The sequence below is a fragment of the Mycobacterium sp. GA-2829 genome, assembly GCF_001499965.1.
Classification (GTDB): domain Bacteria; phylum Actinomycetota; class Actinomycetes; order Mycobacteriales; family Mycobacteriaceae; genus Mycobacterium.
The window spans coordinates 192,683-213,648 of sequence record NZ_LQIT01000012.1 but is presented as its reverse complement, the minus strand read 5'-3'; the positions used below and the strand labels follow the sequence as shown (position 1 = coordinate 213,648).

Sequence of the window (20,966 nt, the reverse complement as noted above, 5' to 3'; positions counted from 1 at the left end):
AGTCGGCTCCTTCATCTGTGTACGCATCGGGGTCGCCGGGTGCCGACGACGCGGGTCCACCCTAAACGAGCGATACCCTGCTGTTGGCGGGGTGGTTCGGTCACCTCATTTCGACAGCAGGAGTGTTATGCGGCCCACCCGGTGGCGGCGTTCGACCCATGTGCTGGTCAGCCTCGCGGTCCTGGTGCTGGTCGCGGTCGTCGTCGCGGTCGCCGCGGTGCTGACCACCGGCCGCAACACCGATGCGCAGGCCGCCAAACCGGTTCCCGCCCCCGCGACCGCCGACCCTGCCGTCGTACCGGTCGAGGACTCGGTGCCCGCGCCCACCAACGCCGGCCTCGCCGCCGCGCTGGCCCCCGCGCTGGCCGACCCGAACCTGGGCGACCTCGCCGGCCGCGTCACCGACGCCATCACCGGGGAACGGCTGTGGGATCAGCGCGCTGAGGTCCCGATGCAACCGGCGTCGACGAACAAGGTGCTCACCGCCGCCGCCGCACTGCTGACCCTCGACCGCGAGGCCCGGCTGACCACCACGGTCGTGGCGGGCGACCAGAAACGCGACCCCGGGCTGGTGGTGCTCAAGGGCGGCGGCGACCCGACCCTGTCCGCGGCGCCCAAGGGCACCGACACCTGGTACCGCGACGCCGCCCGCATCGGCGATCTCGCCGATCAGGTACGGCGCAGCGGTATCGAACCCACCGCCGTGGCCGTCGACACCAGCGCCTACACGGGTCCGGAGATGGCGGTGGGTTGGGATCCGCTCGACATCCCCGGCGGCGACATCGCCCCGATGGTCCCGGTCATGCTCGACGGCGGCCGCACCCAACCCGTCAGCGAGGAGTCCCGACGCTCGCCCACCCCGGCCCTGGACGCCGGGCGGGCGCTGGCCGCCGCACTGCGCATCGACCCCGCGAACGTCACGGTGCTCGACGGCCCGTACCGCGGCGGCAAGCAGATCGCGGCCGTGCAGTCACCGCCGCTCATGGAACGGTTGCGGGTGATGATGAACCTCTCCGACAACGTGATGGCCGAGGCGATCGGCAGAGAGGTGGCCGACCAGCTCGGCCGCCCGCAGAGCTTCGACGGTGCCACGCAGGCCGTGCTGGGTGAACTCCGCAAGGCCGGGATCGACACCACCGGTGCCCGGCTGTTCGACTCCAGCGGCCTCTCGATCGACGACCGGTTGACCGCGCTGACCCTCGACGAGGTGGTCACCGCCGCCACCGGCGACGACCATCCCGAACTGCGTCCGTTGGTCGACCTGCTGCCCATCGCCGGCGGCAGCGGCACCCTGTCCAACCGCTACCTCGACACCGCCGCGGGCCGCGACGCCGCAGGGTGGTTGCGCGCCAAGACCGGATCGCTGACCGGCACCAACGCGCTGGCAGGCATCGTCACCGACGCCCGCGGACGGGTGCTGACCTTCGCGCTGTTGTCGAACAACGCCGGACCGACCGGGCGGACGGCGCTCGACGCCTTGGCCGCCACCCTGCGCGCCTGTGGATGTGGCTCGTGAGCAGATCGAACGACCTGACCGTCGGCCGCGCGGTGGACTGGCGGTTCGCCGCGGCCGTCGGCGCCAAACTGACCCGGCCCGGCCCACCCGCCACCGACTACACCCGCGACCAGGTCATCGACCAGCTCGCGTCCTCGGCGCGGGAGGCCGAACTGCCGGTGCGCGAGGTCACCGGGCTCAACGAGGGCAACGCCGTCACCGAGGCCCGCATCGTCGACCGGCCCGGCTGGATCCGCGCGGCCGCCCACTCGATGCGCACGATGACCGGCGGCACCGACAAACCCAGTGGCTTCATCACCGGCCGTGTCACCGGCGCCCAGACCGGTGCGGTGCTGGCCTTCGTCTCCTCGGGCATCCTCGGCCAGTACGACCCGTTCGCCGACGGCGGCGGGGAGCTGCTGCTGGTGTGGCCCAACGTCATCGCGGTCGAACGGCAACTGCGGGTCTCGCCCACCGACTTCCGGCTGTGGGTGTGCCTGCACGAGGTCACCCACCGCGTGCAGTTCCGCGCCAACCCGTGGCTGGCCGACCACATGTCCTCGGCGCTGGCGGTGCTCACCAAGGATGCGAGCGACGACGTCACCGAGGTGGTCGCGCGGCTCGCCGACTACGTGCGCAACCGCAACGCGCACACCGAACCGAACTCGACCGGCGTGATCGGGCTGATGCGCGCGGTGCAGGCCGAACCGCAGCGCCGCGCGCTCGACCAGCTGCTGGTGCTCGGCACCCTGCTCGAGGGCCACGCCGACCACGTGATGGACGCCGTCGGGCCGGCCGTCGTGCCGACGGTCGCGACCATCCGCGGACGCTTCAACCAGCGGCGCCAGCGCAAGCAACCGCCGGTGCAGCGCGTCCTGCGGGCCCTGCTCGGCGTCGACGCCAAGATGAGCCAGTACACCCGCGGTAAGGCGTTCGTCGACCATGTCGTGGCGACGGTCGGGATGGAGCGCTTCAACACCGTCTGGTCCGGACCCGAAACCCTGCCGCTACCAGAAGAAGTCGACGAGCCGCAGCGATGGATCGACCGCGTGCTGTAGCCGCGGTGCGCGCCGAGGTGGCCCGGTTCGCGCGCCGGCACCTGGCGGGCACGCCGCGCTGGTGTGTGGCGCTGTCCGGAGGCGCCGACTCGCTGGCGTTGACCGCGGTCGCCGCCCGGCTGCTGCCGACCACCGCGCTGATCGTCGACCACGGGCTGCAGGACGGGTCGGCCGCCGTCGCCGAGGACGCCCGCGCGCATGCGCTTGCGCTCGGCTGCGTCGACGCGCGGGTGCTGCACGTCGCGGTCGGCACCGCGGGCGGTCCGGAGGCCGCCGCGCGCACCGCCCGGTACGACGCGCTGCGCAACGCGTGCGGGGACGCACCGGTGCTGCTCGGCCACACCCTCGACGACCAGGCCGAGACGGTGCTGCTCGGACTCGGCCGGGGTTCGGGGCCGCGGTCGATCGCGGGGATGCGGGTCTGTGACCCGCCGTGGTACCGGCCGCTGCTGGGGGTGCGTCGCGCGCAGACCGCCGCGGCGTGCGAGGAACTCGGGCTGCGGCCGTGGGTGGACCCGCACAACGCCGACCCCCGCTACGTCCGCAGCCGGCTGCGCGCCGAGGTGCTGCCGCTTCTCGAGGATGTGCTCGCCGGGGGAGTGGCCAGGGCGCTGGCCCGCACCGCGGCCGCGCTGCAGGACGACAACGACACGCTCGACGCCCAGGCCGAGCGCGCCCTGACCGAGGTCACCACCGACGCCGGGGTGGACGCCAAGCGGCTGGCGCAGCAGCCCGCCGCGATCCGGCGCCGGGCCATCCGGCTGTGGCTGCTCGCCGGCGGGGCGCGCGGGCTGACCGACACCCAGATCCGCGGGGTGGACGCGCTGGTGAGCGCGTGGCGCGGGCAGGGCGGCGTGGCGGTCGGCTCCGATGCGGTGCGCGAGCGACTGATCGCCGGACGCCGCGACGGGTGGCTCACCCTGCACCGCGAGCCGGTGTAGAACAGCCGCGTTGGTTCCCGGCCGGGCGGCATGGCACCCTGTGAACGTGCCTGAGCATTCATCTGAGCTGTACGAGGGCGACATCAAATCGGTACTGCTCTCGGAGGAACAGATACAGACCCGCACCGCCGAATTGGCGGCGCAGATCGCCGAGACCTACGGTGCGGCGATCGGCGAGAGCGGTGAGGATCTGCTGCTCGTGACGGTGCTCAAGGGTGCGGTCATGTTCGTCACCGATCTGGCCCGGTCCATCCCGCTGCCGACCCAGCTCGAGTTCATGGCGGTCAGCTCCTACGGCTCGTCGACCTCGTCGTCGGGTGTGGTGCGCATCCTCAAGGACCTCGACCGCGACATCAACGACCGCGACGTGCTGATCGTCGAGGACATCATCGACTCCGGGTTGACGCTGTCGTGGCTGCTGCGCAACCTGGCGACGCGGAACCCGCGCTCGCTGCGGGTCTGCACCCTGCTGCGTAAACCCGATGCGGTGCGCGCCGAACTCGACGTGGAATACGTCGGATTCGACATCCCCAACGAGTTCGTCGTCGGGTACGGCCTGGACTACGCCGAGCGCTACCGGGATCTGCCCTACATCGGCACGCTGGAGCCCAGGGTCTACAGCGGCGAGTGAGCGGGGCGGCGGCGATCAGTCCAGCTCCCACACCACGGTCACGCTGAAACCCACGGTCTGCCTGCCCGGCTCCAGCGGCACCGCCATCGCCGCCTCACCGCGCGGCATCGGGGTGGGCGGCGGGGCGCCACCCGGTGACTCCGAGATCGAGATGACCTTGCCGAGGTCGAGCTCTGACAGTTGGGCGTACTGCTCGGCGCGGGTCTTGGCGTCGGCGAACGCCCGCGCCCGCGCGTCGCGGATCAACTGCGAATCGTCCTCGATCGAATAGTTGACCGAGTTGATCCGGGTGGCGTCGCCGCCGGTGCTGACGATCAGCGCCAGCGCCTGCGATGCCGCGCTGAGGTCGCGGATCTTCACGTCGATCGCGTTGCTGGCCCGGTAGCCGACGATGTTGTTGCCGTCGTTGCCGAACTGTGGCTGCAGGCTGACCTGGGTGGTGTTGATGTCCTCGCGGGCGATGCCCGCGTCGACCAGTGCGTCGATGACCGCCTGCTGGCGCTGCCCCGACTGGTTCATCGCCCCGGTGACGTCGGGAGCGATCGCCTCCATCGCGACGCTGGCGGTCAGTGTGTCCGGGGCGCCCTGCACCTCACCGGATCCGACGACGGTGACCTGGCGGGCATCCGCGGGCGCGCCCCCGGCGGGCCCCGAGGTGGCGTCGCATCCGGCCAGCCCCAGCACCGCCGCACCCGCTGCGACGAAGGTGATCAACCGGGTCTTCGCGCGCGCAGAGATCGGCATGCCAGGCACCCTACGTCAGGGAGTGACCAAGATCTTGCATTGCTCGTCGGGCCGCGACAGCGCGGTGAACGCGTCGCCGATGCCGTCGAGTCCGACCTCGCCGGTGACCAGCGGCGCCACGTCGATGGATCCCTCGGCGATGGCGCGCAGCGTCTCCGCGAACTCCGCGGGGTCGTAGGCGAACACGAACTGGATGCTCAATTCCTTCGGGGCGCCGTAGAACGGCACCACGGTGTCGGATTCCATGCACACCCCGGCCACCACGATGCGGGTGCGCGCGGGGGCGCGGCGCATGACGTCGTTGAGGACGCCCGGGGCGCCGACCGCCTCGAACACCACCGCCGGGGTGGCGGCCTCGAACGGGGACCGCTGCGCGGGGTCGACGGTCTCATGGGCGCCCATGGTCTGCGCCAACCTGCGACGTACGGGCGAGAAGTCCGACGCGACAACGTGTTCCACACCGCGCAGCCGCAGCGCGGCGATGATCGCCATCCCGATCGGGCCGCACCCGATCACCAGCGCGGTCTCACCGGGGGTGATCGCGGACTTGTTCACCGCGTGCAGACCCACCGCCATCGGTTCGGTCAGCGCGGCGTGCCGGGGATCCGTCCCGTCGGGCACCGGCATCAGCAGCGGCGCCGACAGCAGCATGCGTTCGGCGTAGCCCCCGATCACGCTGTTGGAGTACACGATCGGCGCGACGCCGGTCGCCGAGAGCAGCACCGGGATCGACGTCACCACGGTGCCGGGCTTGGGTGCGTCGGTGTCCGGTCCGGATTCGACCACCTCGGCGGCGATCTCGTGGCCCATGAACACATCGGCGGACAGGTCGACGCTGTCACCCAGATTCGGCATACCCTCCATCTGCGCGCCTGCGGCCAGCGCGTCGGCGCCATGCTTGGCGAAGTGCAGATCGGATCCGCAGATTCCGCACGCCTTCACCGCCACCAGTACCTGCCCGGGGCCGGGAACCGGTTCGGGCACATCGTCGCGCAGCACCATCCGGCCGTCGCGCAGCACCGAGGCGCGCATCAGTGCGGCTCCTGCTTCTGCTCGTCGGTGTGCTCGGTGATGGCCTTGACGATCGCGTCGCCGGCACGGCCGAGCAGTTGGTCCCGCATACCCTTGGCCCAGTCGTGCGAGGCGCGCGGCGCGGTGAGCTGACCCTTGAAGTGCGGCATGACCTTTCGGGCGAACAGGTCGTAGGAGTGGTACGTCGCCTCGGGAGAGGCCCAGTCGTGTCCGAGCAGCAGCAGCGTCCCGAACCCACCGGACTTCTCGAGCAACCCGTCGATGTAGGCGATCGCATCGTCGGGGGTTCCGATACAGCAGCCACCCTGCGCGGCGTACTCGGCGACGAACTCGCGCGGTGAGCGTTCGCCTTCGACGCTGTTGGACAGCGGGACGAACCCGGCCGCGCCGAAGTAGTTGGCGAAATCCTGCAGTCCGTAGGTGCAGTCGTCGATGGCCTGGTCGCGGGTGTTGGCCAGATGCATGATGGCCAGCACCCGCCAATCGTCCCGATCCGGTTCCGGGCGGCCGGATTTCGCGGCCTGGTCGGTGACGATCTGCCACGTCGACTCCAGCGCGGCGAACCCGCCGGGCACCGACATCGACAGCGACAGCAGCGACGTGCCCAGCGCCCCGGCCAGGCGCGGGCCGGACGGGGAGATCATCGCCGCGGTGGAGATCTCCGGGTACGGCCAGGTGTAGGGCCGGATGTGCAGTTGGGCGTCGCGCAGGGTGAACCAGTCGGTCTCACGGGTGATGCGTTCGTCGGGTTCGGCGCGGAACAGCGCGAGGATCGCCTCCAGCGACTCCTGCATCATCGGACGCTGATCGACCGGGTCGATGCCCATCATGTAGGCGTCCGACGGCAGCGCGCCCGGACCGGTGCCGAACATGACCCGGCCGCGGGTGAGGTGGTCGAGCAGCACCCAGCGGTCGGCGACCATGAGCGGGTGGTGGTAGGGCAGCGACACCACCGCGGTGCCCAGGCGGATGTTCCTGGTGCGCTCGGCGGCGGTGGCGATGAACACCTCGGGGCAGGCGATGAGTTCGTAACCGCCCGAATGATGTTCGCCGAACCACGCCTCGTCGTAGCCGAGGCGGTCCAGCCGCACCACCCGCTCGAGGTCGTATTCCAGTGCGACAGTAGGGGATTGGCCGACAGGGTGGAACGGGGTGATGAACACCCCGAAGTTCAGCGGTTTCATGTCAGATCCAATCCGGAGAGGTGGTCGAGGAGCAGGGCGTTGACCTCCTCGGGCCGCTCCTGCTGTAGCCAGTGGCCTGCGCCGTCGAGCAGCACCTCGCGGTATTCGCCGGTGATCAGATCGGTGACGCGGTGGCGCGGGGTGAAGCTGAGCACCGGGTCGGCGCTGCCCGCGATGAACAACGTCGGCACGGTGACGGTCGCGGCCGGGGTCGTCTCGGTCAGCTCCCAGTTACGGTCGAAGTTGCGGTACCAGTTCAGGCCGCCGGTGAACCCGGTCCGGGTGAACACGTCGGCGTAGTGGTCGAACTCCTCCTGGCTGATCCACTCCGGCAGCGGGGGCAGCGGATTGTCGGCGAGGTCGGGGGCCGGGGCGCTGAACCCCTCGAGCGCCAGCATGCGTTGCAGCGACTGCCGTGGGTCCTGGCCGAGGTGCGCATCGGCGACGCCCGGTTCTTGGAAGTAGAGGATGTAGAAGAAGTGGTCGCCGAAGGTCTTGCGCCAGATTCGGGTCGGCGGGTCCGATGCCCGCGGCACCGGCGGGACGCTGAGGTTCACCATGCCCGCCACCCGGTCGGGGTGCAGCAGCGCGAAGTTGGTGACGACGGGGGAGCCCCAGTCGTGGCCCACCACCACGGCCCGCTGCGCGCCGACGTCGTCGAGCAGGCCGGCGAGGTCTCCGGTCAGCGCGACGATGTCGTAGTCGGTGATGGCCTCGGGTCGGCTCGACTCGCCGTAGCCGCGCTGATCGGGGGCGATGACGTGGTAGCCGGCCGCCGCGAGCGCCGGGATCTGGTGCCGCCAGGAGTAGGCGAGTTCGGGAAAGCCGTGGGCGAGGACCACCACGGGCGCGCCGCGGTCACCGGCCTCGACGATCCGCAACCGCACGCCGTTGGTCTCGACGAACCGTTCTGTCGATGTGATCACCGTCTCACCCAAGCACACGCGTCGTCGGCCGTGAAGCGGTTTGGACACGGGCGTGTCCACATCTGCCGCGCGTGGGAAGGACTCGGCGCCCGAGCCGTCGGACTTCATCCATGGTTCCCTCCGGCAAGCCGTCGGACTTCATCCATGGTTCCCTCCGGCAAGCCGTCGGGAACAACCGCACGTTGGTCTAGCGGTAGCCTGAACTGATCCCAGCTGCACGTATCGGAAGGACACGGCCGGCAGCCACCTGCGCCGGCCTAGGAGAAGATGAACCGTAAAAATGTGATCCGCACGCTGATCGTGATCGCGGTCGTGTTGTTGCTGGGCTGGTCGTTCTTTTATTTCAGCGACGACACCCGCGGATACAAGCCCGTCGACACCTCCGTGGCGATCGCGCAGATCAACGGCGACAACGTCAAGAGCGCCCAGATCGACGACCGCGAACAGCAACTGCGGCTGGAACTCAAGAGCGGCAACGGCGACACCGAGGACAGCGACAAGATCCTCACGAAGTACCCGACCGGCTACGCGGTCCAGCTCTTCGAGTCGCTGCAGGACAAGAACGCGAAGATCAACACCGTCGTCAACCAGGGCAGCGTGCTGGGATCGCTGCTGATCTACATGTTGCCGCTGCTGCTGCTGGTCGCGCTGTTCGTCTTCTTCTCCCGGATGCAGACCGGCGGCCGGATGGGCTTCGGCTTCGGTAAATCGAAGGCCAAGCAGCTCTCCAAGGACATGCCCAAGACCACGTTCGCCGATGTCGCGGGCGTGGACGAGGCGGTCGAGGAGCTCTACGAGATCAAGGACTTCCTGCAGAACCCGAGCCGCTACCAGGCGCTCGGCGCGAAGATCCCCAGGGGTGTGCTGCTCTACGGCCCGCCCGGTACCGGTAAGACGCTCCTCGCCCGCGCCGTCGCCGGTGAGGCCGGGGTGCCGTTCTTCACGATCTCCGGTTCGGACTTCGTCGAGATGTTCGTCGGTGTCGGTGCCTCCCGGGTGCGTGACCTGTTCGAACAGGCCAAGCAGAACAGCCCCTGCATCATCTTCGTCGACGAGATCGACGCGGTCGGCCGCCAGCGCGGCGCCGGCCTCGGCGGCGGTCACGACGAACGCGAGCAGACGCTCAACCAGTTGCTCGTCGAGATGGACGGTTTCGGCGACCGCCAGGGCGTCATCCTGATCGCGGCGACCAACCGCCCCGACATCCTCGACCCCGCCCTGCTGCGGCCGGGCCGGTTCGACCGCCAGATCCCGGTCACCAGCCCCGATCTCGCGGGCCGGCGCGCCGTGCTCAAGGTGCACTCGCAGGGCAAGCCGATGGCCGGTGACGCCGACCTCGAGGGGCTGGCCAAGCGCACCGTCGGCATGTCCGGCGCCGACTTGGCCAACGTCATCAACGAGGCCGCGCTGCTCACCGCTCGCGAGAACGGCACCGTCATCACCGGGCTCGCGCTCGAGGAGGCCGTCGACCGCGTCGTCGGCGGGCCCCGCCGCAAGAGCCGCATCATCAGCGAGCACGAGAAGAAGATCACCGCCTACCACGAGGGCGGCCACACCCTGGCCGCCTGGGCGATGCCCGACATCGAGCCGATCTACAAGGTGACGATCCTGGCGCGCGGCCGCACCGGCGGCCACGCCGTCGCCGTCCCCGAGGACGACAAGGGTCTGATGACCCGCTCGGAGATGATCTCGCGGCTGGTGTTCGCGATGGGTGGCCGTGCCGCCGAGGAGCTCGTGTTCCGCGAGCCCACCACCGGCGCGGTGTCCGACATCCAGCAGGCCACCAAGATCGCCCGCGCGATGGTCACCGAGTACGGCATGAGCAGCAAGCTCGGCGCCGTGCGGTACGGCACCGAGCACGGCGATCCGTTCCTCGGCCGCACCATGGGCACCTCGTCGGACTACAGCCACGAGGTCGCCCAGATCATCGACGACGAGGTCCGCAAGCTCATCGAGGCCGCCCACACCGAGGCGTGGGAGATCCTCACCGAGTACCGCGACGTGCTCGACACGCTCGCCGGGGAGCTGCTGGAGAAGGAGACGCTGCACCGCGTCGAACTCGAGGCGATCTTCGGCGAGGTCAAGAAGCGGCCGCGGCTGACCATGTTCGACGACTTCGGCGGCCGGGTGCCGTCGGACAAGCCGCCGATCAAGACGCCGGGTGAGCTGGCCATCGAACGCGGTGAGGAATGGCCCAAACCGCAGCCCGAGCCCGCCTTCAAGGCGGCCATCGCCGCGGCCAGCAAGGCCGCCGAGGAGGCCGCCCGCAAGAACGGGTCGAACGGGTCCAACGGATCGCCGAACGGTGCCCCCAACGGGTCGACCCAGCCCGACTACGGCGCCCCCGCCGGCTGGCACGCGCCGGGCTGGCCGCCGCCGCAGCAGCCGTCGGGTCAGCAGGGTGGCTACTGGTATCCGCCGCCTGGGCCGAACCCCGGCTGGGGTGAGCCGCCGCGTCAGCAGCAGCCGTATCCGCCCTACCAGCACTATCCGCAGCCCGGTCACGGACCGCAGGGTGGTCAGCAGCGCGGGCCGCAGCAGGAACGCGGCCGCGACGGTGACCGTCCCAATCCGCCTGCGCAGAACTGACAACTTCACAAGGAGGCCTCGATGACGCGGTCGAACAATTCGGCCACGGTCAAGATCGCTGATTTCGACCAACCGCGCGCCGAGGCAGCGGTGCGCGAACTGCTGATCGCGGTCGGGGAGGATCCGGACCGGCACGGGCTGGTCGATACCCCGGCGCGGGTGGCGCGGGCCTACCGGGAGATGTTCGCGGGCCTATACACCGACCCCGACGACGTCCTCAACACCACCTTCGACGAACAACACGACGAGATGGTGCTGGTCAAGGACATCCCGATGTACTCCACGTGCGAACACCACCTGGTGGCGTTCCACGGCGTCGCCCACGTGGGGTACATCCCCGGGGTCGACGGCCGGGTGACCGGGCTGTCGAAGCTGGCGCGGGTGGTGGACCTCTACGCCAAGCGGCCGCAGGTGCAGGAGCGGTTGACCGCCCAGGTCGCCGACGCGCTCATGCGGAAGCTCGACCCGCGCGGGGTGATCGTGGTGATGGAGGCCGAGCACCTGTGCATGGCCATGCGGGGCATCCGCAAACCAGGCGCCACGACCACCACGTCTGCGGTCCGCGGACAGTTCAAGACCGACAAGGCTTCGCGGGCCGAGGCGCTGGACCTGATCTTGCGCAAGTGAGCGTCACCGGGGTGCAGGTGATGGGAGTCGTCAACGTCACCGACGACTCGTTCTCCGACGGGGGCCAGTTCCTCGACGCCGGCCGCGCGGTCGCCCACGGGATGGCGCTGTCGGCCGAGGGCGCCGCGATCATCGACGTCGGCGGGGAGTCGACCCGTCCCGGCGCCACCAGGGTCGACCCGCAGGTCGAGACCGCCCGCATCGTTCCGGTGGTCGAGGCGCTCGCCGCCGCGGGCATCACGGTCAGCATCGACACCATGCACGCCCGGGTCGCCGAGGCCGCCCTCGACCACGGCGCCGCGATCGTCAACGACGTCTCCGGCGGTCGCGCCGACCCCGATATGGCGCGGGTGGTCGCCGACGCAGGCGTGCCCTGGATCCTCATGCACTGGCGGTCGGTCGGCGCCGAGCGGCCCCACCAGGTGCCCGTCTACGGTGACGTGGTCGCCGACGTCCGCGCCGAACTGCTCGCCAGCGTGGACGCCGCGGTCGCAGCCGGGGTGGAGCCCAGGAATTTGATCATCGACCCGGGACTGGGGTTCGCCAAGACCGGCCAGCACAACTGGGCGCTGCTCAACGCGCTGCCCGAACTGGTGGCCACCGACGTCCCGGTGCTGGTGGGGGCGTCCCGTAAACGGTTCCTCGGTGCGCTGCTCTCCGACGCCTACGGCGCGGTCCGCCCGCCCGACGGCCGCGAGACCGCGACCGCGGCGGTGTCGCTGCTGGCCGCGATGCACGGGGTGTGGGGTGTGCGGGTGCACGACGTGCGTGCCACCGTGGACGCCCTGAAGGTGCTGCAGGCGTGGAGGGGTGCGGGTGTCTGACCGGATCGAACTGCGGGGGTTGACCGTGCGCGGCAACCACGGGGTGTTCGAGCACGAACGCCGCGACGGGCAGGACTTCGTGGTGGACGTGACGCTGTGGCTGGATCTGCGCGCGGCCGCCGCGAGTGACGACCTCGCCGACACCGTCGACTACGGCGGTCTGGCGCAGCGCGCGGCCGACATCGTCGCGGGTCCGCCCCGAGACCTCATCGAGACCGTGGCCGCCGAGATCGCCGACGACGTGATGACCGACGACCGCATCGACGCGGTCGAGGTCGTCGTCCACAAACCCGAAGCGCCGATACCGCTGACCTTCGCCGACGTCGCGGTGGTGGCCCGAAGGACCCGGGAGGAGCGCAGATGACCAGAGTCGTGCTGTCCGTCGGATCGAATGTGGGCGACCGCCTGACCCGGTTGCAGTCGGTGGTCGACGCGCTGGGCGACGCTGTGCGCGCGGTGTCGCCGGTGTACGAGACCGAGGCGTGGGGCGGCGTCGAACAGGGCGCGTTCCTCAATGCGGTGGTGATCGCCGACGACCCGACCCTCGACTGCCACGGTTGGCTGCGCTGCGGTCAGGAACTCGAGCAGGCCGCCGACCGCGTGCGCGGGCAGCGGTGGGGGCCGCGCACCCTCGACGTCGACATCGTCACCTGCCATGACGGCGACACCGAAGTGCGTTCGGGCACAGCCGAGCTCACGCTGCCACACCCCTACGCGCACCTGCGGGCGTTCGTGCTGGTGCCGTGGCTGGCGGTCGATCCGGACGCATCGCTGACCGTCGGGGACATCACCCGGCCGATCTCGCTGTGGCTGGAGGACCTCGAACCGGTCGAACGCGCCGGTGTGCGGCTCACCGACCTGGTGCTGCGTACGGAGATCGCGGCCGACTGATGGGCCCGACCCGCAAACGCGACCTGGCGGCCGCGGCGCTCCTCGCGGGCGTCGTCGGATTCCTCGCCGCGCTGATGGCCTATCCCCGGCTGTTCCCGCCGATCACGGTGTGGACCGGACTGTCGCTGCTCGGCGTGGCCGCCGCGGTGGCGGTGTGGGGTGTCAACGTACGCAACAAGATTCGCGACGGGGAGATCGGCGACGGTCCCGGTCGGCTGCATCCGCTCGCGGTGGCCCGTTCGGTGGTGATCGCCAAGGCCTCGGCCTGGGTGGGGGCGCCGGTCCTGGGCTGGTGGACGGGAGTGCTGCTGCAGATCCTGCCGCAGCGCGGCGCCCTGCGCGCAGCCGGTGAGGACACCCCCGGAGTGGCGGTCGCGGCGATCAGCGCACTGGCGCTCGTGATCGCGGGTCTGTGGCTGCAGCATTGCTGCATGTCGCCGCCCGAGCCGCCGGAAGACCCCGACGACCCCTCGGACTGACCCGTCGCTCGAATCGCCGCGTGGGTCGACACGCTTGGCGACCTCTCGCGGGTACAGTCGGCCCATGACTGTCCTGCCCCGCGGACCGCGCGCCCGGCGCGGCAACCGCAGACCGGGCTGGATGCTGCTGACAGTCTTGCTGGTGCTGGCCATCGTGGCAAGTTCTGCGCTGGTGTTCACCAACCGCGTCGAATTGCTGAAACTGGCTGTCATCCTGGCGTTGTGGGCCGCGGTGGCCGCCGCATTCGTCTCGGTGATCTACCGTCGGCAAAGCGATCACGACCAGGCCAAGGCCCGCGATCTCAAACTCGTCTACGACCTGCAGCTGGATCGGGAGATCTCCGCGCGCCGCGAGTACGAGCTGACCGTCGAGTCCCAGCTGCGCCGCGAGATCGCCAACGAGCTGCAGGCCCAGGCGGCCGACGAGGTGGCCGCGCTGCGCGCCGAACTCGCCGCCCTGCGCACCAACCTCGAGATCCTGTTCGACACCGACCTGGCGCACCGGCCTGCGATCGAGAACGAACGCACCACCGTGCGCGCATACAGTGACTGGGCGCCGGATTCGGAGACCACCGGACGGGTGAGCAGCAGCAGGCTCGACGAGATGCTGCGCGACGCCGACGTCGACGAGAGCGAATCCCGCACCGAGGAAAGCCCGATCATCGACGTGCCCGCCGAACCGCAACCGCCGGAACCGGATTCGGTACCGGAGCCGGAGCCGGTGTTCGGCGGGGCGCACCGCAGGCCGTCGGAACCCGAACCGCACGAGCCGGAGCCGCGCCGCAGACGCCGTCGCGCCGAGGAACCGGAACCCGCCGCGCAGGCGGCCTGGAACCCGCCGCCGCAGCCCGAACACGAGCACGAAGACGAACCGGACACCGACCCCCGCATCACCCCGCTGCACGAAGCGGAAGCGTGGGAGCGGCCCGCGCCACCGCCCGAGCCCGTACCGGAACCACAACCAGAGCCGGAACCACAGCCCGAGCCCGAGCCTCGACCCGAACCGGGCGGCTGGCAGCCGGTGCCCGCCGAGGGGCAGTGGATCCCGCCGGGCGCACCCGGCAGTCACTGGGTGGCGCCGGTGGCCGAGGAACCGGCGACCGAGTACGTCGGGCGGCGCCGCGCGGAGGAGCCGGCCGAGTCGGCCGAGGAGCCGCGGCGCGGACGGCATTACGCACCGGCCGACGAGACCGCCGCCCCGGAGACCCCGGAGGCTCCGATGCAGGGCCCGCAGGAGACCGCCGAGGAGGTCAGGGCGCGGCGCCGCCGCAGCCTCGAGGACACCGGCGGCCAGTCCGTCGCCGAACTGCTCGCCCGGCTGGAGGCCCATCCCACCGGCGGGGGCGGCCGTCGCCGCCGCGAACCGTGACCCGAACCCGGTGAGTTAACCTTCTAGCGACCGTCCGGTACCCCATCGGGGACCGGAACGGAAACGTTGAACTCGAGACTTGCGAGGTCGCCTGCAATGGAGCAGCCCGACGGACTGCGCCCGGCCCGGCTGTCGGTCGGCATCATCTCCGCCGGCCGCGTCGGCACCGCGCTGGGTGTCGCACTCGAACGCGCGGGGCACGTCGTCGTCGCCTGTAACGCGATCTCCAAGGCGTCGCGGCAGCGCGCCGAACACCGACTGCCCGACAGCGCCGTCCTCCCGGTCCACGACGTGGCCGCCCGCGCCGAACTGCTGCTGTTGGCCGTACCCGACGCCGAACTCGCCGCCGTGGTCTCCGGCCTGGCGGCCACCGGGGCGGTGCCCCAGGGCGCGATCGTCGCCCACACCTCCGGCGCCAACGGCGTCGGCATCCTCGCGCCGCTGGCCGAGGCGGGCTGCGTCCCGCTGGCCATCCACCCGGCCATGACGTTCACCGGCGCCGACGAGGACATCGCCCGGCTGTCGGATGCGTGCTTCGGCGTCACCGCCGCCGACGACGTCGGGTACGCGATCGCGCAGTCGCTGGTGCTCGAGATCGGCGGTGAGCCGTTCCGGGTCAGGGAGGATGCGCGTCCGCTGTATCACGCGGCGCTGGCGCACGCGGGTAATCACGTCACCACCGTCATCCTCGACGCGGTCGAGGCATTGCGGTCCGCACTGTGGGGGCAGGAACTCTTGGGTCAGGAAACCGTCGGGGACGCACCGGGTGGGATCGCCGAGCGGGTGGTCGCGCCGTTGGCGCGGGCGTCGCTCGAGAACGCGCTGCAGCGCGGTCAGGCCGCGCTGACCGGTCCGGTGGCGCGCGGCGACGCACCGGCGGTCAGCACGCATCTGCGCGCGCTCGCCGAAGTGAATCCCGAACTGGCCGAGGCGTACCGGACGAACTCGCTGCGCACCGCCCAGCGGGCGCACGCCTCCGACGACGTGCTCGCGGCGCTGGCGGTGCAGCGATGACCATCCGGCGCCCGGCGCAGTTCACCAAGGGTGAGCTCAACGTCTACACCGCACCCCGCGACGTCGCCGACGTCACCCGCGCGCTGCGCGCCACCGGGCGGCGGGTCATGCTCGTCCCGACGATGGGGGCGCTGCACGAGGGCCATCTGTCGCTGATCAGGCAGGCCAAACGGGTGCAGGGTGCCGCCGCCGTGGTGTCGATCTTCGTCAACCCGCTGCAGTTCGGGGCGGGGGAGGACCTCGACGCGTATCCGCGGACCCTCGACGACGACCTCGCCGCGCTGCGCGGTGAAGGCGTCGAGATCGCGTTCACCCCGACCGTCACCGACATGTACCCCAACGGCACCCGGACCGCCGTGCATCCGGGACCGCTGGGTGATGACCTCGAAGGTGCTTCGCGCCCAGGCCATTTCGCCGGCGTTCTGACGGTGGTGTGCAAGCTCCTGCAGATCGTGCGGCCCGACCGCGCGTTCTTCGGCGAGAAGGACTACCAGCAGCTGGTGCTGATCCGGCAGATGGCCACCGACCTGAACTTCGACACCCAGATCGTCGGGGTGCCCACGGTCCGGGAGGCCGACGGCCTTGCGCTGTCCTCGCGCAACCGCTACCTCGACGAGGTCGAACGCGAACACGCGGGCGCACTGTCGGCCGCGCTGCTGGCCGGGATGTACGCCGCGTCCAACGGAGCGGCCGCCACCCTGGACGCCGCACGCGCGGTGCTCGACGAGGTCCCCACCATCGACGTCGACTATCTGCAGGTTCGCGATCCGATGCTGGGGCCTGCGCCGCACGAGGGCCCGGCCCGGCTGCTGGTGGCCGCCCGGCTCGGGCGAACCAGGCTGCTGGACAACATCGCCGTCGACATCGGCGCGTCCGGCGGTATCGACGGCCATCCGCGCGTCGGATCGCCAGACCACCAATTGCCTTGGAGGAATTGATGTTCCGCACGTTCTCGACGGCGCCGCGGTAACGCAGTGCTGCTCACCATCGACGTCCGCAACACCCATACCACCGTCGGGCTGATCTCCGGATCCGGGGACCACGCGAAAGTGGTGCAGCAGTTCCGGATCCGCACCGAGGCCGAAGCCACCGCGGACGAACTCGCCCTGACCATCGACGGTCTCATCGGCGACGACTCCGAACGCCTCACCGGCGCGGCCGGCCTGTCGACGGTGCCGTCGGTGCTGCACGAGGTCCGGCTGATGCTCGAGCAGTACTGGCCGAAGGTGCCGCACGTGCTGATCGAACCCGGTGTGCGGACCGGTATCCCGCTGCTCGTCGACAATCCGAAGGAGGTCGGGGCGGACCGGATCGTCAATTGCCTGGCCGCCTACCACCGGTTCGGCAGCGCCGCGATCGTCGTCGACTTCGGCTCCTCGATCTGTGTCGACGTCGTCTCGGCCAAGGGCGAGTTCCTCGGCGGGGCGATCGCGCCGGGGGTGCAGGTGTCGTCGGACGCCGCGGCGGCCAGATCGGCGGCGCTGCGCCGGGTGGAGCTGACGCGGCCGCGTTCGGTGATCGGCAAAAACACCGTCGAGTGCATGCAGTCCGGTGCGCTGTTCGGATTCGCCGGTCTGGTCGACGGTCTGGTGACGCGCATCCGCGAGGACGTCGACGGGTTCTCCGGTAACGACGTCGCCGTGGTCGCCACCGGCCACACCGCGCCGCTGGTGCTGCCGGACGTGCACACCGTCGAGCACTACGACCCGCACCTGACCCTCGACGGTCTGCGGCTGGTGTACGAACGCAACCGCGAGAACCAGCGCCGTCGCTAGAAGAACGTGCGGATCAGGTCGACGACGCGGTTGTCGTCGTCGAGCACCGGGATCAGCTGCCACTTGTCGAAGGTCGTACACGGGTGCGACACCCCGAACTCCAGCCAGTCGCCGACCGCGACCTCGTCGGCGCCGACGCGCAGGTAGGCGTGCTGATCGTTGAGCCGCTCGATCTGACTGTCGCGCAAGGCCTTCGGCACGGGCAGTCCCTGATCGAAGGAGACGTCGCGGCGGCCCATCCCGACCAGGGCCAGACCGTCCTCCGGACGCGATAGGACCTGCGCCCACACGCTCATCGCCGGGGTGAGGCCACCTGACTCGCCGCGGCCCAGCGGCGACGTGCGCGCGTAGAGCCCGTCGTCATGGGTGAGGTAGCACCCGCTGCGCAGCACGGTCCGCACCGTCAGCCCACCCGGCCACCCACCGGTCAGCACGTCGGCCACCCGGTCGAAGTACGTGCTCCCACCCGCGGTGACCAGCACCTCGTCGGTCTCGAACAGTCCGGCCCACCGTTCGACGGCGGCGCGCACCGTCGCCAGGTATCCGGTCACCTCGGCCAACGCGTCGGCGCTCACCTCATGCCCGCGGGCCGCCTCGTACCCCGCGACACCGACCAGACGCAGCCGCGGCGACGCGACGGCGGCACGCGCCACCGCATCGGCCACGGCGGTGGTGCGGCAGCCGGTGCGTCCGCCGGCGAAGCCGATCTCGACGCAGACGTCGAGGGGTCGCTGCGCCCCGGCCAGCGCCGCCGACATCAATTCGACGCCGTGCACCGAATCCACCCAGCACACCACCCGGAAGTCCGGATCGGCCGCCATCTCGCGGGCCAGCCACCCCAATCCCGCCGGGTCGACGACCTCGTTGGCCAGCAGTACCTCGCGCACGCCGAACGCGCGCAGCACCCGCACCTGACCGACCGTGGCCGCGGTCGCCGCCACCGCCCCCGCGTCGAACTGGCGGGCCAGCAGCTGCGGCGCCATGTGCGTCTTCGCGTGGGGGGCCAGGTCCACGCCGCGGCGACGGCACCACCGGGCCATCGTGATCAGGTTGTGCGTCAGCGCCGAGGCCCGCAGCACGCACACCGGTCCGAGCACCCCCGCCCCGAACAATTCCGGGGAGCCGGCACAGATCTGTGCGGGCGTCCTATCCGACCATTGCGCGGGCAACCCCTTGTAGCGCCAGTCGAGTGGCTGGTCGGCCAGTGCGGCGACGGCGTCGTGGTCGATCGGGGTGCGCATTGGTTCATTAAAGGCGTCGGCGGTACGCGCGTGGTCACGGCGTGCGGGCGGCCATCGATACCGCGATAGGCTGGCATCCCGTGAATGCCCCAGTAAACGCGCCCGACAACGACCCTGACATTCCCGAACAGTTCCGTATTCGTCAGGCCAAGCGGGAGCGTCTGCTGGCCGAGGGCCGCGACCCCTACCCGGTCGCCGTGGACCGCACCCACACCCTCGCCGAGATCCGGGCCGCCTACCCCGACCTGCCGGTCGACACCCAGACCGGCGACATCGTCGGCATCGCGGGCCGGGTGGTGTTCGCGCGCAACTCCGGCAAGCTCTGTTTCGCCACCCTCCAGGAGGGGGACGGCACCCAGTTACAGGCGATGATCAGCCTGGCGGAGGTGGGGCAGGATTCGCTGGACAAGTGGAAAGCCGACATCGACCTGGGTGACATCGTTTTCGTGCGCGGACAGGTCATCAGTTCGCGCCGCGGGGAGCTCTCTGTGCTCGCCGATTTCTGGCAAATCATCTCCAAGGCGCTGCGCCCGCTGCCGGTCGCGCACAAGGAGATGAGCGAGGAGGCGCGGGTGCGGCAGCGCTACGTCGACCTGATCGTCCGACCGGAGGCGCGCACCATCGCGCGTCAGCGGGTGGCCGTGGTGCGGGCGTTGCGCAATGCGCTGGAACGGCGCGGCTTCCTCGAGATCGAGACCCCGATGCTGCAGACGCTGGCCGGCGGTGCCGCGGCGCGCCCGTTCGTCACGCACTCGAATGCCCTCGACGTGGACCTGTATCTGCGTATCGCCCCGGAGCTGTTCCTCAAGCGCGCGTTGGTGGGCGGATTCGAGAGGGTCTTCGAGCTCAATCGCAACTTCCGTAACGAAGGTATCGATTCCACACATTCACCGGAATTCGCGATGCTGGAGACATATCAGGCTTACGGCGACTACAACGATTCCGCGGTCACGACGCGCGAAGTAATTCAGGAAGTCGCCGACGAGGCGATCGGCACCCGCCAGGTGCCATTGGCGGATGGCACCGTCTATGACCTCGACGGCGAGTGGGACACGGTGGAAATGTATCCCTCGCTGTCGGCGGCGTTGGGCGAGGAGATCACCCCGGAGACGCCCGCCGACGAACTCTGGCGCATCGCCGACCGGCTCGGCCTGGAATTGCCGCGGGACCGCGGCTACGGCCACGGGAAATTGGTCGAAGAACTTTGGGAACACACCGTGGGTGAGGGCCTGTGGGCGCCGACCTTCGTTCGTGACTTCCCGGTGGAGACGACGCCGCTGACCCGCTCGCACCGCAGCATTCCCGGGGTGACCGAGAAGTGGGATCTCTATGTCCGCAAGTTCGAGTTGGCGACCGGCTATTCCGAACTGATCGATCCGATAATCCAACGGGAGCGATTCGAGGCACAAGCGCGCGCCGCGGCCGCCGGGGACGACGAGGCAATGGTTCTCGACGACGATTTCCTGACGGCTTTGGAGTACGGGATGCCGCCGACCACGGGGACCGGAATGGGCATTGACCGGTTGTTGATGGCCCTGACCGGCCTGTCAATTAGAGAGACAATTCTCTTCCCGATTGTTCGGCGTCACGGCAACTGAACTTCTGTGATTGGCGCGTTGTTGAATGGTGTAGGTTCATATGGCACATTGGAAGCCGAGATTCGGTAGCCGAAACTATCCACCAAGCGCAGGTAGAAGGGTCCGTGTGAACTGATGGCGAAAAAAGTCACCGTCACGTTGGTCGATGATTTCGACGGTGAGGGTACCGCCGACGAAACGGTTGAATTCGGTCTCGACGGAGTCAGCTACGAGATCGACCTGTCCAGCAAGAACGCCAAGAAACTACGCGAAGACCTCAAGCAGTGGGTCGACGCCGGACGGCGTGTCGGCGGTCGCCGGCGGGGCCGGGCCACGGGTCCGACCAAGGGCCGCGGCGTGATCGATCGCGAACAGAGCGCGGCCATCCGGGAATGGGCCAGGCGCAACGGCCACAACGTCTCGACGCGCGGCCGCATCCCCGCCGACGTCATCGACGCTTTCCACGCCGCCACCTAGGCTTCACCGGCTGGTACCCGGGCAACGCGTTCGCGCGTTGCCCGTTCGTGTCTCCATCGCAGGTGGGTGAGACTTTCGCTGGTGGCGAACCG

The 20,966-nt window shown here is 70.1% G+C and carries 21 protein-coding genes; 16 read left to right on the top strand and 5 right to left on the bottom strand.

Translation table 11 applies throughout. The annotated features are described in order from the left end of the window. Positions 1 to 127 precede the first annotated feature (127 nt). From dacB to hpt, 4 genes are read left to right on the top strand one after another with little or no spacing between them, the layout of a single operon-like run. A complete protein-coding gene (gene dacB, locus AU194_RS09480) occupies positions 128 to 1,516 on the top strand; it encodes a D-alanyl-D-alanine carboxypeptidase/D-alanyl-D-alanine-endopeptidase (RefSeq protein ID WP_059088960.1) in 1,389 nt (462 codons plus the stop codon). Continuing rightward, on the top strand, positions 1,513 to 2,553 hold the full coding sequence (locus AU194_RS09475) for a zinc-dependent metalloprotease (RefSeq protein WP_157575962.1): 1,041 nt from the start codon (positions 1,513 to 1,515) through the stop codon (positions 2,551 to 2,553). The genes dacB and AU194_RS09475 overlap by 4 nt, the downstream gene beginning before the upstream one ends. Beyond that, positions 2,532 to 3,494 carry a tRNA lysidine(34) synthetase TilS gene (gene tilS / locus AU194_RS09470; RefSeq protein WP_059088958.1) on the top strand — a complete coding sequence of 321 codons (963 nt, stop codon included), beginning with the start codon at positions 2,532 to 2,534 and terminating at the stop codon, positions 3,492 to 3,494. The genes AU194_RS09475 and tilS overlap by 22 nt, the downstream gene beginning before the upstream one ends. 10 nt (positions 3,495 to 3,504) lie before the next feature. After that, positions 3,505 to 4,125, top strand: coding sequence for a hypoxanthine phosphoribosyltransferase (hpt, locus tag AU194_RS09465; protein WP_059088957.1), 621 nt, complete (start codon positions 3,505 to 3,507; stop codon positions 4,123 to 4,125). Between the two features lie 15 nt (positions 4,126 to 4,140). Here the strand turns inward: hpt and AU194_RS09460 are convergent, their stop codons facing one another. The 4 genes from AU194_RS09460 to AU194_RS09445 are packed head-to-tail and all read right to left on the bottom strand — an operon-like array spanning position 4,141 to position 8,011. Next, on the bottom strand, positions 4,141 to 4,869 hold the full coding sequence (locus AU194_RS09460; protein ID WP_059088956.1) for an SIMPL domain-containing protein: 729 nt from the start codon (positions 4,867 to 4,869) through the stop codon (positions 4,141 to 4,143). Between the two features lie 15 nt (positions 4,870 to 4,884). After that, the gene (locus AU194_RS09455) at positions 4,885 to 5,901 is read right to left on the bottom strand and encodes a zinc-binding dehydrogenase (protein WP_059088955.1); all 1,017 of its coding nucleotides are present in this window, start codon (positions 5,899 to 5,901) and stop codon (positions 4,885 to 4,887) included. Further along, positions 5,901 to 7,085 (bottom strand): LLM class flavin-dependent oxidoreductase, encoded by a 1,185-nt coding sequence (locus AU194_RS09450; protein WP_059088954.1) that lies wholly within the window; start codon positions 7,083 to 7,085, stop codon positions 5,901 to 5,903. The genes AU194_RS09455 and AU194_RS09450 overlap by 1 nt, the downstream gene beginning before the upstream one ends. Continuing rightward, positions 7,082 to 8,011: an alpha/beta fold hydrolase gene (locus AU194_RS09445; protein ID WP_197417565.1), complete on the bottom strand. Its 930-nt coding sequence runs from the start codon at positions 8,009 to 8,011 to the stop codon at positions 7,082 to 7,084. Before AU194_RS09445 ends, AU194_RS09450 begins: the two co-directional genes overlap by 4 nt. A gap of 267 nt (positions 8,012 to 8,278) precedes the next feature. Here AU194_RS09445 and ftsH point away from each other — a divergent pair, with 267 nt between their 5' ends. From ftsH to AU194_RS09395, 10 genes are all read left to right on the top strand, one after another. Then, positions 8,279 to 10,600, top strand: a complete 2,322-nt coding sequence (gene ftsH / locus AU194_RS09440) for an ATP-dependent zinc metalloprotease FtsH (protein WP_059088953.1) — start codon at positions 8,279 to 8,281, stop codon at positions 10,598 to 10,600. Between the two features lie 21 nt (positions 10,601 to 10,621). Continuing rightward, positions 10,622 to 11,227 carry a GTP cyclohydrolase I FolE gene (gene folE / locus AU194_RS09435; RefSeq protein ID WP_059088952.1) on the top strand — a complete coding sequence of 202 codons (606 nt, stop codon included), beginning with the start codon at positions 10,622 to 10,624 and terminating at the stop codon, positions 11,225 to 11,227. After that, positions 11,224 to 12,051, top strand: coding sequence for a dihydropteroate synthase (gene folP, locus AU194_RS09430; protein WP_059088951.1), 828 nt, complete (start codon positions 11,224 to 11,226; stop codon positions 12,049 to 12,051). The genes folE and folP overlap by 4 nt, the downstream gene beginning before the upstream one ends. Next, complete coding sequence (folB, locus tag AU194_RS09425; protein ID WP_059089073.1) at positions 12,044 to 12,415, top strand: dihydroneopterin aldolase; 372 nt, start codon at positions 12,044 to 12,046, stop codon at positions 12,413 to 12,415. The genes folP and folB overlap by 8 nt, the downstream gene beginning before the upstream one ends. Next, on the top strand, positions 12,412 to 12,942 hold the full coding sequence (gene folK, locus AU194_RS09420; protein WP_059088950.1) for a 2-amino-4-hydroxy-6-hydroxymethyldihydropteridine diphosphokinase: 531 nt from the start codon (positions 12,412 to 12,414) through the stop codon (positions 12,940 to 12,942). Before folB ends, folK begins: the two co-directional genes overlap by 4 nt. Then, positions 12,942 to 13,421, top strand: a complete 480-nt coding sequence (locus AU194_RS09415) for a DUF3180 domain-containing protein (protein WP_059088949.1) — start codon at positions 12,942 to 12,944, stop codon at positions 13,419 to 13,421. The genes folK and AU194_RS09415 overlap by 1 nt, the downstream gene beginning before the upstream one ends. 64 nt (positions 13,422 to 13,485) lie before the next feature. After that, positions 13,486 to 14,790, top strand: coding sequence for a DUF6779 domain-containing protein (locus AU194_RS09410; protein ID WP_059088948.1), 1,305 nt, complete (start codon positions 13,486 to 13,488; stop codon positions 14,788 to 14,790). A 96-nt stretch (positions 14,791 to 14,886) separates the two neighbouring features. Further along, positions 14,887 to 15,804 (top strand): Rossmann-like and DUF2520 domain-containing protein, encoded by a 918-nt coding sequence (locus tag AU194_RS09405; RefSeq protein ID WP_059088947.1) that lies wholly within the window; start codon positions 14,887 to 14,889, stop codon positions 15,802 to 15,804. Further along, positions 15,801 to 16,742 carry a pantoate--beta-alanine ligase gene (gene panC / locus AU194_RS09400; RefSeq protein ID WP_059088946.1) on the top strand — a complete coding sequence of 314 codons (942 nt, stop codon included), beginning with the start codon at positions 15,801 to 15,803 and terminating at the stop codon, positions 16,740 to 16,742. The genes AU194_RS09405 and panC overlap by 4 nt, the downstream gene beginning before the upstream one ends. Before the next feature lie 36 nt (positions 16,743 to 16,778). Beyond that, positions 16,779 to 17,579, top strand: a complete 801-nt coding sequence (locus AU194_RS09395) for a type III pantothenate kinase (protein WP_059088945.1) — start codon at positions 16,779 to 16,781, stop codon at positions 17,577 to 17,579. On the opposite strand, the gene AU194_RS09390 is transcribed toward AU194_RS09395, so the two are convergent. Beyond that, positions 17,576 to 18,820 (bottom strand): alanine racemase, encoded by a 1,245-nt coding sequence (locus tag AU194_RS09390; protein WP_059088944.1) that lies wholly within the window; start codon positions 18,818 to 18,820, stop codon positions 17,576 to 17,578. The genes AU194_RS09395 and AU194_RS09390 overlap by 4 nt on opposite strands. Before the next feature lie 80 nt (positions 18,821 to 18,900). Between AU194_RS09390 and lysS the strand changes: the two genes are divergently transcribed. Together lysS and lsr2 are read left to right on the top strand one after the other, a co-directional pair. Next, entirely contained in the window at positions 18,901 to 20,418 is a 1,518-nt protein-coding gene (gene lysS / locus AU194_RS09385; RefSeq protein ID WP_059088943.1) for a lysine--tRNA ligase, read from the top strand. Between the two features lie 114 nt (positions 20,419 to 20,532). After that, positions 20,533 to 20,874: a histone-like nucleoid-structuring protein Lsr2 gene (gene lsr2, locus AU194_RS09380; protein WP_059088942.1), complete on the top strand. Its 342-nt coding sequence runs from the start codon at positions 20,533 to 20,535 to the stop codon at positions 20,872 to 20,874. Positions 20,875 to 20,966: the final 92 nt, after the last annotated feature.